Below are 13425 nucleotides of genomic sequence, written 5' to 3' on the forward strand. Positions count from 1 at the left end.
GTTCACCTTCTCGTAACCTAAAAGACAGCAAAAATCTAGTTTCCGAAGGCAATCTTTCCGGCTGCGGCGCCCGTCTTCATGGGTGGAACGACCGTCCTAGATTGCCAGGGGCGGATCCACCGCCCCGATGTGAGGAGACCCCTTGCGTAAGACCAGCAAGCGCAGACGCCGTACGCCGCGCTGGGCATTCTGGACCGTGGTCGCCGGCTCGTTGCTGCTGGTCGCCGGGGGCGGCGGTGCGATCGGCCTCAACGCGACGGTCGCCGCCGCCACCTCCAAGGTCGGTCAGGAGTCCCTGCTCGGCTCCACGAAGCCGGAGGAGGAGAAGAAGAACGCGAACCTCGACGGCGCGAAGAATCTCCTGCTCGTCGGCATCGACCAGCGCCCCGACCAGACCAACGGGGAGCCACTGCGGTCGGACTCGATCATTCTGCTGCACATCAACAAGGACCACAGCAGCGGTTACATGATTTCACTCCCCCGTGACAGCTACGTCTACATCCCGGCGTATGACAACGGGAAGCAGAAGTGGGGCGGCGGCAAGACCAAGATCAATGCGGCGTTCGCCTTCGGTACCCGCGGGCTCGAGGGCAACGAGGCGTTGAAGCACGGCTTCGAGCTGCTCACGATGACCGTCAAGGAGCTCACCGGCATCACGCCGGACGCGGGCGCGATCATCGACTTCCAGGGCTTCCGGGACGTGGTGAACGTGCTGGGCCGCGTCTGCATGTACGTGGACACCACGACGAAGTCGATCCACCTCGGCAAGGACAAGAACGGTCAGACCGCCAAGCCGTACGTGATCAACTCGGACGGCACGATCAACCACAAGATCGCGGGCGTCACGCCGAACACGTACAAGAAGGGCAACCAGTGCTTCAACCCGAGCCAGGCCCTGGACTTCGTCCGCCAGCGTGACCTGCTCGAGGACAACTCGCTGGACTACGGTCGCCAGCGGCACCAGCAGCAGTTCTTCAAGGCGATCATCAACCAGGCGCTGAAGGACGGGCTGGACTCCCCGACCAAGCTGCCGAAGCTGCTCACCGCGTTCGGCAAGTCGATGACGGTCGACAACGGCGGCGTCGACCTGGCCGACTGGGCGCTGTCGATGCGCACCCTCAAGCCGGAGAAGCTGATCACCATCAAGACCAACGCCGGCAAGCTGAACTCGCAGAACGTACCCGGTTCGGGCAGCGTCGAGATCCTCAGCGAGGACAGCATGGCCCTGCTGAAGTCGATCAAGAAGGATCAGATCGACAGCTTCCTGCTGACACACCCGGCGTTCATCTCCAACAGCTGACCCTGCACCACCCCCGATGCCCCGCGGCTTCCCGGCCGGCGGGGCATCGTCGTCCCCACGGGCCGGACGGTCACTCCGGATAGGGTCGTCGGGTGCGGACCAAACAGGAGCACAGTGCGGACATCCGGCGCGACCGGCGGGCAGTGCTCGTCGTCAACACGCGGTCGCGGCGGGGGCGGCTGCTCTACGACGAGGCCCGGCAACGGCTGGCCGCGGCGGGATTCGAGCTGCTCGGGGCGTACGCGCTGGAACAGTCCGGCGGGCTCGACGACCTGATCACCGAAGCGCTCGGCCTGCAGCCCGACCTGCTGATCGCCGGCGGCGGCGACGGGACGATCAGCACCGCCGGGCGCATGCTCGCCCACCAGGACGTCGCCCTCGGCCTGCTGCCGCTCGGCACCACCAACAACTTCGCCCGGACGGTACGGATCGAGCCGGACCTCGACGCCGCCATCGCCACCCTCGTCGACGGCAAGGTGATCGACGTGGACCTGGGCATGGCCGGGGACGTGCCGTTCACCAACCACGTCGGCATCGGACTCTCCGCCGAAGTGATGATCAGCGCGCCGCCCCGGTTGAAACGGGTCGCCGGGCGGCTCGCCTACCCGATGACCGCCCTCGGACTGCTCGCCCGCCACCGGCCGGTCCGCGCCACGATCCGGGCCGACGGGCGTGAACTGCGATTCCACACCCACCAGGTGTACGTCGCCAACGGCGGCTTCCACGCCGGCCGGCCGATCACCGCGGACGCGCACGCCGACGACCGGCTGCTGGTCGCCTACCCGGTCGGCGGGGCCACCCGGCGCGAGCTGCTGCGCGAGACGGCCCGGAACGCGGCGACCGGGCATCGGCGAACCCTGCACGAACGCCCGTTCCTCGCCGTCCGCGAACTCTGGCTGGAAACCGACCGTCCCGTGGCCGTCGAAGTCGACGGCGAACCGCGGGGCACCACGCCGATGCGCATCGCCGTCGATCCGAACGCGCTCCGCATCATGGCCCCCGCCGACAGCCCCGACCTGTAGCCCCGCCACCCGCGGCGCCCGCGTTGCCCGGGCCGCCGGAGCCACCCGCTCGGCCAGGTCCCCCGCTCGGCCGAAGCCACCCGCTCGGCCAGGTCCCCCGCTCGGCCGAAGCCACCCGCTCGGCCCGCTGGACGCGAGCTCCGCACAGGGCACGGCAGCAGCGCGACTCAGGGTCCCGGCCGGCTCTCATGGGCGTACTCAAGGCGGAACGACGACCATGAGAACCGGCCGGGAGAGCGGGCCACGCGGCTCGGTCTCCCGGCATCGGCTTCGCGAACTTTCGCGGCGGCGGCGGGCCGAGAGACGGGCACGATCGGGCGGCCGGGAGCGGGCGACCGCGAGCGGGTCAGCGGGAGCGGGCCAGCGGGAACGGGCCAGCGGGAACGGGCCAGCGGGAACGGGCGGCCGGGAGCGGGCGGCCGGGAGCGGGTCAGCGGGAACGGGCGACCGGGAGCGGGCGGCCGGGAGCGGGTCAGCGGGCGTCGGGGGTTTGGTGATCGGAGTGGCCGAGGTCGCGGTCCGGGGCTACGCGGTCGCGGACGAGGCGCTTGAGCTGGGCAAGGTCGGGGAAGCCGTCGGGTTTGCGGTTCCAGAGGATCTCGCCGTCGAGGCGGATCTCGAAGACGCCGCCGATGCCGGGGACCAGGGCCACCTCGCCCAGGTCGCGGGGGAACGTGGTGAGCAGTTCCTGGGCGAGCCACGCGGCGCGGAGCAGCCAGCGGCACTGGGTGCAGTATTCGATCTCGAGGCGGGGTGTCCTGGTCGTCACAACGATCGAGTATGGATCAGTCGCAGGTAGAGCAGTACGGCGGCGGAGGCCACGGCTGCCACCAGCAGGGACGTGACGGCGGGGTCGTCGCCGCGGGCGTGGGCGGCGGCCAGGGGCAGGGCGAAGCCGGCGGTGAGGAGCGGGGCGGTGCGCCAGGCCCGGATGCTGGGTGTGCGCGCCGGGGAGGAGAGCAGCAGGAACGCCGCGGCTGATGCCGCCCAGATGCTCAGAGCAATGACCACCGCACCCATCATCGGAGCATCACATCAGACCACGGGGCGTGGTACGGGCCGGACCGGGATTTCAACCACCATGGGTGACCCCACCGGGTTTTGTGCCTTGACCGCGACCACCCACGGACGTCGCCCTTGCGGGCCTCGCGTTCTGGGCCGGCCACGGCCCTGCGAGGCCCGGAAGGGTCCCCGCGGGAGCGACGGTCGGCGACCACAGCGGAGATGGGACATGAAGATCTTGAAGTTGATCCTCGGAATGGGAAAAGGCCTCGCCCCGAGAGCCAGGGCGAGGCCTTTGATCCTTGTTGATCAGTTCATGCCGGGCGGGTCGGTGGCACGGACGCCCCGCCACGCCGCGGTCTCATAGGGAGCGAGCACCATCGCGCAGACCGGCTCGCCGTCGGAGACGACGCCGTGGACGACGTAGTCCGGGCCGTCGAACTCGTCCTCGTGGCCCTTGACCAGGTCGCGGAGGCTGGCCTTGATCTGCTCGCGGACGAACGCCTCGCTGGTGCCCTCGTGCTCGACGAAGAGGCCGCCCTGGCCGTCGCGGCGCTGGACCCAGCCGATGCCGGCCCACGCCTCCTCGCCGGGCTGGCTGGCGTGCTGCTCGGCGTAGACGCAGTAGAGCTTGTCGCCCCACGCCCCGACGGGGACGGGCGCCTTGCCGCTCGGGTCGACGGCGGTGCCCGGCGGGATGACGCTGGAGAGCCGGACGAGGTTGTAGAAACCGCACTCCATGGTCACCAGTGCGTCGTGGAAAGCGGCCAGCGAGGTGGTGCCGCGGCCGATGGCGCGAACGACGGGGATCTGGTCGAAGACGACGGAGTCAGCCATGGGTCTCCTCAAGGGCGGGTCGGTTGCGGTGGTGCCTTGCGACACCACAGTTCGGCGGTCCGCCCGTGGGGTTTAGCCGATCACCGGACGCTAACCGAGTCGCTCCTCACGCTGCACGGACACCCGCGTCACGTGCTCCAGCCAGCGCTGGACGACGGCTATCTCGGCCTCGTCGAAACCGGCCGTGAGCTGGTCGTTCAGGTCGTCGACGAGTTCCCGGGCGCGGGTCACGGCCTGGTGTCCGCGCGGGGTCAGCGCGAGGCGGACGGCCCGGGCGTCGGCCGGGTCCGGGGAACGGGACACGTAACCGCCACGTTCCAGGCGGTTGACCAGGCCGCTCATACCGGACGGGGACGCGCCGAGGGCCGCGGTCACGTCGCCGATCAGGGCATTCTCGTGCCCGGCGAGGTAGAACAGCACGCCGGCGCCGGACGCGCCGATCCCGGTGTCACCGGAACGGGCGTCGATCCAGCGCCGGACGGCACGGTCGGCGTTGAAGAGCAGAAAGATCAGGCGAGGCAGACGCACGCGGTCATCTTGTCGCCTTCGCCGCGTGGACGTGCAACCAGGCCAGCAGTTCCGGCCAGATCGTGTCGCGCACGGTGCGCCGGAACAGCCCGTGGTGGCCGATCATCGGGACCCCGGCGTCGGCCGGCGTGTAGGTCCGCCGCTCCACGACGGCGCTGGTCAGATGGCTGGTGAGGGCGTCCGTCTGGGCCGGGGTGGACCACGGGTCGTCGGACGTGCCGACGGCCAGGACCGGCCCGGTCAGGGTGGCGGACCGCTCGCGGGCGCGCATCGACGGGTCGTCGAAGAAATAGTTCTCCATGCGCGCCCAGCCGCCCCACTCCAGCATGGCGGCGGCCGGCAGATCCTCGCCCAGGCCCAGGCTCCTGGCCGGCACGTAACCGAGCAGGCGGCCGAGGGCCGGGCCGAGCACGTGCAGCATGACGCGCACCCGGATCCGCTCGAGCCGGCTCGGGATGGTGCGCAGCGCGGCGATGTGCGAGGCGACGATCATGGAGGCGGTCAGGTCCGTACCGGCCGCGCCGAGCGCGATCACGTGCCCGCCGAGGCTGTGACCGGCGGCCAGCCGGGGCAGGCCCGGGAAGCGCTGCGCCGCCCACGCCGCGACGGCCGGGGCGTCGACGCCGATCCAGTCGCGCATGCCGAGGTCACGGTGGTCGCGCGGGGAGCCGGAACGGCCGGTGCCCCGGTAGTCGTAGGTGACGGTGGCGATCCCGTTCTCGGCCAGGTATGTGGCGAACGAGGCGTAGAACCCCTGCGGGGTCGCGGTCGCGGGGTGCACGACCAGCACGGCACTCGCGGACTCGGGGGCGAACAGCGTGGCCGTGACGGCGCCGCCGGTCGCCACCGGGATCCGTACCGTCTCATTATTTCGCATGCGAAATAAGATAACATCCCACGATGCCGATCTTGTGGGTCGCAGTGCTGGCATTCGTGGTCGTCCTCGGTCACCGCTTCGTTCCGCACGGCAGCCTCATCGAGGCGTTCCTGCCCTGGACCGGCCTGGTCGTGCCGATCGTGCTGCTGCTCGCCCTGGCCCGGCGCTCGCTGCTCGGCCTCGCCGCGACGCTGCTGCCGACGCTCGCCTGGCTGATCACTTTCGGCGGTTACCTGCTCCCCCGCGACACCGGCACACCGGACCTGACCGTGGTGCAGCACAACGTCAGCGACGAGAACCCGGACCCGGCCGGGACCGCCCGCGCGCTGCTCGCGGCCCACCCGGACCTGGTCGCACTGGAGGAGTTGCTGCCGGAGGCCGCGCCCGTCTACGACCGCGTGCTCGCCGGGGACCTGCCGTTCCACACCGTGCACGGGACGGTCGGGCTGTGGTCACGCCATCCGCTGACCGGGGCGGAGGCGATCGACATCCGGCCCCACGATCTGGGTACGGACTGGAACCGCGGCCTGCGAGCGGTCGCGCGGACGCCGGCCGGGGACGTCGCGGTCTACGTCGTGCACCTGCCGTCGGTGCGGATCGGGATCACGGGGTTCGCGTCGGCCCGGCGGGACGAGAGCACTCGCAGGCTCGACGAGTTGGTCGCCGCCGATCCGGCCGCGCGGCTGATCGTCGCCGGGGATCTGAACACGACGGTGTACGACCGCGGGCTGCGCACCCTTTCCCCGCCGCCGGAGGACTTCGCGTTCACGTGGCCGGCGGCGGTGCCGGTCGCGCGGATCGATCAGGTGCTGGCGCGGTCGATGACGGTCAGCCGGGTGCGCGCCCTGCCGCGGACCGGAAGTGATCACCTGCCGCTGGCCGCCGAGATCCTTCTGCAGCCGTGACTCAGGCCTGCACGGCGCCGTTCTCATAGGCCCAGATGACCACGTTGACCCGGTCACGGACGCCGATCTTGGCCAGGACCCGGCCGACGTGGGTCTTGACCGTGACCTCGGCGAGGTTCAGCCGGCCGGCGATCTCCGCGTTGCTCGCACCGGCCACGATCAGGTCGAACACCTCCCGTTCACGGGCGGTGAACGTCGCCAGCAGCGCCGACGGGCGCGGCGGATCGGGCCGGCGGGCGGTCACCAGGCGATGGGTGGTCGACGGCGCCAGGACCGAGCCGCCCCGGTGCACCGTACGGATCGCCGCGGTCAACCCCTCGGCGGTGGTGTCCTTCAGCAGATATCCACTGGCACCGGCGGCCAGGATCCGGCTGGCGTACTCGTCGTTGTCGTAGGTGGTCAACGCGACGATCTTCGGCGGCTGCTCGGCACCGTCCAGAATGGCCCGGGCCGCGGTGATGCCGTCCACCCGGGGCATCCGGATGTCCATCAGCACCACGTCGGGGCGGAACTCCGCGGTCAGCCGCACCGCCTCGGCGCCGTCCGAGGCGGTCGCCACCACCCGCATGTCCGGGGCGGAGTCGACGACCAGGGCGAACCCCGTCCGGACCAGGTCCTGATCGTCGGCGATCAGGACGTCGATCTGTGACCCGGTCATGAGACCAGCACGTCCGGGCTGGCGAGCGGCCAGCGGGTGACCACGCTGAAATCCTCGCCGGTCACGATCTCGCAGTCGCCGTTGAACAGGGAGCACCGCTGCCGGATGCCGGACAGCCCACGGCCCTCTTGCGGCGCTCCGGGGACGGCGGCCGGGCTGGTCACGGTGACCTCCAGCCGCGTCGGCGCCCATCTCAGGCTGAGCTGCGCCCGCCGCTGCGGGGCGTGTTTGAGCACGTTGGTCAGCGATTCCTGGATCACCCGGTAGACCGCCAGGTCCATCCCGGAGGCCAGCGGTTGCTCCGGGCCGTCCACCTCCAGCGTCACGTCGAGGCCGGCGGCGGCGACCCCGTTCAGCAGGCCGGGCAGTTCGCGCAGCCCCTGCGCGAAGTCGTTCGGCGGGTCGCAGTCGATCGAGTTCAGCAGTCGCTTCACGTCGTTGAGCGCTTCGCGGCCGATCTGCGCGATCCGGTCGAACAGCGGGCCGGCGACCACCGCGTCCGCGCGCGCGGCGACCCGGCCGCCCTCGGCCTGTGCGATCACCGAGGCCAGCGAGTGGGCGATGATGTCGTGCATCTCCTGGCTGATGCGGGTCCGTTCCTCGATCGTGGCGAGCCGGGCGCGCATCGCGCTGTCCTGCTCGGCGAGGCGGCGGCGATGCTCGGCCTCGAGCACGTCGGCCCGCTGCCGCCGCTGCATCAGACCGGTCGACCACGCGGCCAGGGTGGCCGCGACGATCAGCGCGGCCGGCAGCGTCGCCGACGACGGCAACCCGTCGTGCAGCGCCCGGCCGGTCACCAGCAGGCTGCCGGCCACACCGAGCAGCAGGCCCAGGTGCCGCAGCCGGGCCGGCCCGTAGCCCGCGACGGCGTGGACGGCGAGCAGGTCGACCAGGTCACCGGGGAACGCGAAGCTGCCGGAATAGATCAGGTGGACCCCGGAGAGCGCCGCGACCAGAGCGAGGAACACCACCGGAGCCGCCCGCCGGATCACCAGGACGACGGAGACGAGCACCGACCAGTACCACTCCTCGACACCGGCCAGCCCGAGCAGCAGACACACCACGACCGCGGCCCCGGCGATCACGGCATCGACCGTCAGCGTTCTGGAGTCCCAGCTTCCCACGCTCTCAGAGTAAGGATCGCGGGCGCTCGCGGCACCATCCGCAGACCAGGTCGATACCTTGGTATCGGTTGCCGCGATGCCGCGGAGGGATGTATGCGGCCCGCCTCTTGCCTAACGTCGCAACGGTGACGATGCAGACGAAGAGCAGCTCCATGGTCAGTTGCCGCAACCTGCGCAAGACGTACGGGACCGGGGACGCCGCGGTGGTCGCCGTCGACGGGGTGTCGACCTCCTTCGCGACCGGCGAGTTCACCGCCATCATGGGCCCGTCCGGCTCCGGCAAGACCACGCTGATGCACTTGCTCGCCGGCCTGGACACGCCGACCGAGGGCGAGGTGAGCCTGGCCGGCACGTCACTGGCCGGGCTGGACGACCGCGCGCTCACGGATCTGCGCCGGGATCGGGTCGGCTTCGTCTTCCAGGCGTTCAACCTGCTGCCGACGCTGACCGCCGAGCAGAACATCGCGCTCCCGCTGCGGCTCGCCGGCCGGCCGGTCGACCGCGACCGGTTGCGCCGCATCGCCGCGTCGCTGCAGATCGCCGACCGGCTCGGGCACCGGCCGGCCGAGCTCTCCGGCGGTCAGCAGCAGCGGGTCGCGGTGGCGCGCGCGCTGCTCACCCAGCCGTCGGTGGTGTTCGCCGACGAGCCGACCGGCGCGCTGGACATCGCCACCGGCCGGGCGCTGCTCTCCGGGCTGCAGAACGCCGCCCGGCAGGCCCACCAGACGATCATCATGGTGACCCATGACGCTGCGGCCGCGACGTACGCCGATCGGGTCCTGATCATGGCCGACGGGCGGCTCTGGGACGAGCTGCGAGCGCCCACGCTGGAGTCGATCCTGTCGGTCATGGCCTCGGTGACGGTGGCGTCATGACGTTCGCACTGGCTTGGTCGCAGGTCCGGGCCCATCCCGGCCGACTCCTCGCGATCGTCGCCGCGGTCGTCCTGGCCACCGGTTTCCTGGCCGCCACGGCGACCTTCGCCGGCACCTCGGACGAAGGGTTGCGACTCACCGCGGCCGCCCCGCTGACCACAGCGGACATCGTGCTCGACGCCGGTGATCAGGTGCGCGACCCGCACTGGTACGAGGCGGCGGCCGGGGTGACCGGGGTGCAGAGCGTCGATCCGCAGTACGCGCGGACGGTCAGTGTCTTCGGCGGTGCCCGCCGCGGATCGGCCAACGTCCAGAGCATCCCGGCGACCCCGTCGGTGCGCTGGTTCAGCGTCGGCGAGGGCACCTGGCCGAGCGCCGCCGGGGAGGTCGTCGCCGATCGGCGCACCCTCACCGACCTCGGCGTCGGCGTCGGCGCCCGGCTCGACTTCCGGCAGGGCACGGCCGCGCCGGTGACGGTGACCGTGGTCGGCTCGGCCGATCTCGGCTTCCGGCCGCTGACCGGTTCGGACTACCGGTTCTACGCGCCCGCGGCGTTCTTCGGCGGCGACACCCCGCCGGCCGCGCTGCTGACCGTGACCGACCGGAGCCGCCTGAGCGAGACCGTCGACGCGGTCGGCCGGGCGCTGCCTGCGGGGGCGACCGCGACCGACGCGGCGGAGGCCGCCGACGCGGCGGCCGCCCGGTTCGCCGGCGGCAACACCCAGCTGGTCGTGCTGATGCTGGCGTTCGCCGCGGTGGCACTGCTCTCGTCGATCCTGGTCATCGCGAACACCTTCCAGGTGATCATCTCCCAGCGGATCCGCCAGGTGGCGTTGCTGCGGCTGGTCGGCGGGCATCGCCGGCAGGTGAGCCGGGTGGTGCTGGCCGAGGCGGCGATCGCCGGCAGCATCGGCGCGGTGATCGGCACGGTGGCCGGCGTCGGACTCGGGTACCTCGGGGCCGGCCTGCTCGACATCAACGGCGGCGGCCTGGCGGTCAACCCGGTCGTGCTGGCGCTCTGCGTGCTGACCGGGGTGGGCGCCACGGTCGTCGCGGCCTGGGCGCCGGCCCGGCGCGCGACCCGGGTTCCCCCGGTGCGGGCGCTGCAGGAAGTGCCCGACGCGCTGCCCGTACGGGTTCGTGGCGGCCGTCGCCTGGTCATCGGGCTGATCCTGGTCGTCCTGGCGGTGGGCGTGCTCGGGCTCGCCGCGGCCGGTACGTCGCTGCCGCTCGCCCTGGCCGGCGGGGTGCTGCTCGCCGCCGGGTTGCTGATCGCCTTGCCGCTGGGCATCGCGCTGCTGCTGCCGCCGGCCGCGCGGGGCCTGGAGCGGCTCGGGGTGGCGGCCGGTCTGGCCGGCAGCAACCTCCGGCAGAACGCCCGGCGGACGGCGTCGGCGACGATGGCCGTGGTCGTCGGCGCCGCCCTGGTCACCGGGCTGGCCGTGGCCTCCGCGAGCGGGCGGGCCACGGTCGAGGCCGATCTGGAGGCGCGCTATCCGGTGGCGGCCGGGGTGCACACCGACGGCGCGGCGATCGACGACCGTACGGTCGAGGCGCTGGCCGGGATCACCGGCCTGACCACGGGCACGGTGGCGACGGCGGCGGCGACGTTCCCGGCGGCGGGCAAACCCACGCCGGCCCGGATCGCGGCGCTTCCCGCCGACCTGGCCGGTCGGCTGGCCCCGGAGCTGGCCACCTCGGCCGGTGATCCGGTGCTGCTGGTGCCCGGCGCCTACCTGACCGCCCGCGGCCTGCACGACGGCGCGCCGCTCACGGTCCGGGTGAAGGACCGTGACGTGCGCTTCACCGCCCGCGGCTCGCGACTGGCCGACACCACCGGGCAGTTGCTCGGTGTCGCCGCCGCCGACCGGCTCGCCGCCGCCGGGGTCCGGACCGTGCCGACCGCGGTCTGGGGGATCGCTCCGGCCGGTTTCGACCGGGAGACCCTGGCCGCGGACGTCAACGCGGTGGCCGCCCGGGACGCCGGCGTGGAGGTGGGCGGCGGCATCACCGAGGGCGGCGACATCATGAACGTGCTGTCCATCCTGCTCGGACTCTCCCTGGGGATGCTGGCCGTCACCGTGGTGATCGCGCTGCTCGGCATCGCCAACCTGCTCGGCCTGTCGGTGATCGAACGGGCCCGGGAGATGGCGCTGCTGCGGGCGCTCGGCACCCGCCGGGGCCGGCTGCGCGCGATGGTCGCCGTCGAGGCGGTCACGATCACGCTGGTCGGCACGGTGGCCGGCATCGTCATCGGGGTGCCGGTCGGGCTGGTCGGTGTGATCGCGGCGGTGGGCCGGCAGGCCGAGCCGGTGATCATGCTGGCCTGGCCGCAGCTCGGACTCGTCCTGGTGGCCGCCGCGGTCACCGGGGTGCTGGCCAGCCTGGCACCGGCCCGGCGAGCCACGCGGATCGCCCCCGCGGAAGGGCTCGTGCGATAGGCCGGTGGGGTGGCGCCTCGGCGCCACCGGGGACGATCCGAGACGCCGGCCCGGGCGTCTCGGATCGTCGCCTAATTCACTTATGTAGATGTATGATGGGAAGTAAGGTAATTAGATCGGTTTGATGCACTATCGAGTCGCGTACGGCTACATTGCCCGGGGGAGGCATGGCGGACGTACTGGTGGTGGCCGAGGAAGCCTTGGTATCGATCGGCATCAAGATGATCCTGGAGACGATGGGTGGCTTCGCCGTCGTCGCCGCCGACCGGCACGGCGCGCTCGCCGCGATCGACGAGCACCGGCCGGCGGTCGTCCTCCTGGACGCCCACGTGACCCTGCCGGAAGACGTGCCACTGCTGACCCGGCTGCGCGACCTGGAGTCCGCTCCGGCGCTGGTGGTCCTGGCGACACTGGCCGCACCGAGCATCGTGCTGGAGTCGCTGCGCGGCGGCGCGTGCGGGTTCCTGCTGCGGGACAGTCAGCCGGAGCAACTGGTCGCGGCGGTTCGCGCGCTGGCGTCCGGGGTGACCGTGCTGGCTCCCGAGGCGTCGTCGATCATGCTGGGCGAGGCCTGCCGGGGCACGCCGGCGACCACGGTCGACGAGATCAAACAGCTCTCCGACCGCGAGCAGGCCATCGTGGGCCTGGTCGGGCAGGGGCTGACCAACGCGGAGATCGCCCGGCGGCTGTTCGTCAGCGACTCCACCGTCAAGGAGTACGTCAGCGTCATCCTGCGCAAACTCGGGGTGGCCAACCGGGTGCAGGCCGCCGTGCTGGCGTACGCGGCCGGGCTCTGTACCGGTGACCTGGCCTGACGACCCGCGTCAGACCGGGGCGGTCAGCCCGAACTCGGCGGCCAGCAACTCGTAGGAGCGGTGCCGGGCGGCCACACCGGGACAGTTCGTGGTGAGCATGACCTCGGGCACGTCGTACACCTTGCGCAGCCGCCGGATCTCGTCGCCGACCGTCTCGGCCGTGCCGGAGATCTGCAGACAGGGACGGCTCGCGCGCAGTTTCAGGTCCTCGCCGGTCAGCGTGTACCGCTGGGCGTCGGCCAGGTTCGGCACGCCGCCCCGGTAGTCGTCCTCCGGCCGGACCTGGGCCCGCCATCCGGTGGTGCAGGACATCCAGAAGCCGGTCGCCAGTTCCTCGGCCTCCTCGGCGGTGCCGGCCGCGAGCACCCGCAGCGCCAGCATCGCCTGTGGTTCGTCGAGCCACGGCGAGGGCCGGAAGGCGTCCTGGTAGGCGACGATCGCCTCCGGGCACTCGCCGGTCGCGATGAACTGCGCGAAGCAGAACGGCACGCCCAGCATCCCGGCGAGGCGGGCGCTGCCGGGGCCGGAACCGAGCAGCCACGGCATCGGCGGGTCCGGCACCTCCGGCGTGACCGAGACCCGGCTGACCGTCCGCGCGTCACCGAGGAACGCGAGCAGGCGGCCGACCTGCTCGGCGTACGCCTCCTCGGTGGCGATCGCGTACGGGTTGAGCAGTTCCGCCATCACCGCCGGTCCACCCTTGCCCCGCCCGAAACCGAGGTCGACCCGGCCCGGGTACAGCGCGGCCAGGACCCGGAACGTCTCCGCGACCTTGAGCGGGCTGTAGTACGGCAGCAGCACTCCCCCGGTGCCCACCCGGATCCGTCCGGTGGCTCCGGCGACGGCCGCGACCAGAACCTCCGGTGCCGCACAGGCGTTGGCCGCGCTGCCGTGATGCTCGGCGATCCAGAACCGGTGATAGCCCAGCGACTCGACGGCCCGGGCGAGTCCGACGGTCTCCCGCACCGCCGCGGCGGGGTCGTCGCCGCGGAACACCGGCACCTGGTCCAGGACGCTGAGCATGGCTGACACCTCGGCTTT

The 13425-nt window shown here is 71.9% G+C and carries 14 protein-coding genes; 6 read left to right on the top strand and 8 right to left on the bottom strand.

The annotated features are described in order from the left end of the window. Positions 1-142 precede the first annotated feature (142 nt). Entirely contained in the window at positions 143-1300 is a 1158-nt protein-coding gene (locus tag ACH442_RS00130) for an LCP family protein (protein WP_396120325.1), read from the top strand. Positions 1301-1392: 92 nt separating this feature from the next. After that, positions 1393-2322 (top strand): diacylglycerol/lipid kinase family protein, encoded by a 930-nt coding sequence (locus ACH442_RS00135; protein ID WP_396120326.1) that lies wholly within the window; start codon positions 1393-1395, stop codon positions 2320-2322. Between the two features lie 472 nt (positions 2323-2794). Here ACH442_RS00135 and ACH442_RS00140 read toward each other — a convergent pair whose 3' ends face one another. The 5 genes from ACH442_RS00140 to ACH442_RS00160 form a co-directional block, all read right to left on the bottom strand. After that, positions 2795-3091, bottom strand: coding sequence for a SelT/SelW/SelH family protein (locus ACH442_RS00140; RefSeq protein WP_396120327.1), 297 nt, complete (start codon positions 3089-3091; stop codon positions 2795-2797). Then, positions 3088-3333 (bottom strand): hypothetical protein, encoded by a 246-nt coding sequence (locus ACH442_RS00145; protein WP_396120328.1) that lies wholly within the window; start codon positions 3331-3333, stop codon positions 3088-3090. Before ACH442_RS00145 ends, ACH442_RS00140 begins: the two co-directional genes overlap by 4 nt. Positions 3334-3633: 300 nt before the next feature. Further along, complete coding sequence (locus ACH442_RS00150; protein WP_396120329.1) at positions 3634-4161, bottom strand: pyruvoyl-dependent arginine decarboxylase; 528 nt, start codon at positions 4159-4161, stop codon at positions 3634-3636. A 90-nt stretch (positions 4162-4251) separates the two neighbouring features. Beyond that, entirely contained in the window at positions 4252-4689 is a 438-nt protein-coding gene (locus ACH442_RS00155; protein WP_396120330.1) for a MarR family winged helix-turn-helix transcriptional regulator, read from the bottom strand. Positions 4690-4693: 4 nt separating this feature from the next. Next, on the bottom strand, positions 4694-5566 hold the full coding sequence (locus ACH442_RS00160; RefSeq protein WP_396120331.1) for an alpha/beta fold hydrolase: 873 nt from the start codon (positions 5564-5566) through the stop codon (positions 4694-4696). 23 nt (positions 5567-5589) lie between these two features. Between ACH442_RS00160 and ACH442_RS00165 the strand changes: the two genes are divergently transcribed. Next, the gene (locus ACH442_RS00165; protein WP_396120332.1) at positions 5590-6471 is read left to right on the top strand and encodes an endonuclease/exonuclease/phosphatase family protein; all 882 of its coding nucleotides are present in this window, start codon (positions 5590-5592) and stop codon (positions 6469-6471) included. Between the two features lies 1 nt (position 6472). Here the strand turns inward: ACH442_RS00165 and ACH442_RS00170 are convergent, their stop codons facing one another. Further along, positions 6473-7129 (bottom strand): response regulator, encoded by a 657-nt coding sequence (locus tag ACH442_RS00170; RefSeq protein WP_396120333.1) that lies wholly within the window; start codon positions 7127-7129, stop codon positions 6473-6475. Further along, a complete protein-coding gene (locus tag ACH442_RS00175; protein WP_396120334.1) occupies positions 7126-8253 on the bottom strand; it encodes a sensor histidine kinase in 1128 nt (375 codons plus the stop codon). Before ACH442_RS00175 ends, ACH442_RS00170 begins: the two co-directional genes overlap by 4 nt. Before the next feature lie 125 nt (positions 8254-8378). Here ACH442_RS00175 and ACH442_RS00180 point away from each other — a divergent pair, with 125 nt between their 5' ends. The 3 genes from ACH442_RS00180 to ACH442_RS00190 all read left to right on the top strand — a co-directional run bounded on the left by ACH442_RS00180 (position 8379) and on the right by ACH442_RS00190 (position 12384). Further along, positions 8379-9128, top strand: coding sequence for an ABC transporter ATP-binding protein (locus ACH442_RS00180; protein ID WP_396120335.1), 750 nt, complete (start codon positions 8379-8381; stop codon positions 9126-9128). After that, positions 9125-11569 (top strand): FtsX-like permease family protein, encoded by a 2445-nt coding sequence (locus tag ACH442_RS00185; protein ID WP_396120336.1) that lies wholly within the window; start codon positions 9125-9127, stop codon positions 11567-11569. Before ACH442_RS00180 ends, ACH442_RS00185 begins: the two co-directional genes overlap by 4 nt. Positions 11570-11736: 167 nt before the next feature. Further along, a complete protein-coding gene (locus tag ACH442_RS00190; protein WP_396120337.1) occupies positions 11737-12384 on the top strand; it encodes a LuxR C-terminal-related transcriptional regulator in 648 nt (215 codons plus the stop codon). A 9-nt stretch (positions 12385-12393) separates the two neighbouring features. Here ACH442_RS00190 and ACH442_RS00195 read toward each other — a convergent pair whose 3' ends face one another. Beyond that, positions 12394-13407 (bottom strand): MsnO8 family LLM class oxidoreductase, encoded by a 1014-nt coding sequence (locus tag ACH442_RS00195; protein WP_396120338.1) that lies wholly within the window; start codon positions 13405-13407, stop codon positions 12394-12396. Positions 13408-13425: the final 18 nt, after the last annotated feature.

It is taken from the genome of Actinoplanes sp. NPDC020271 (assembly GCF_044388125.1).
Taxonomy (GTDB): Bacteria; Actinomycetota; Actinomycetes; order Mycobacteriales; family Micromonosporaceae; genus Actinoplanes.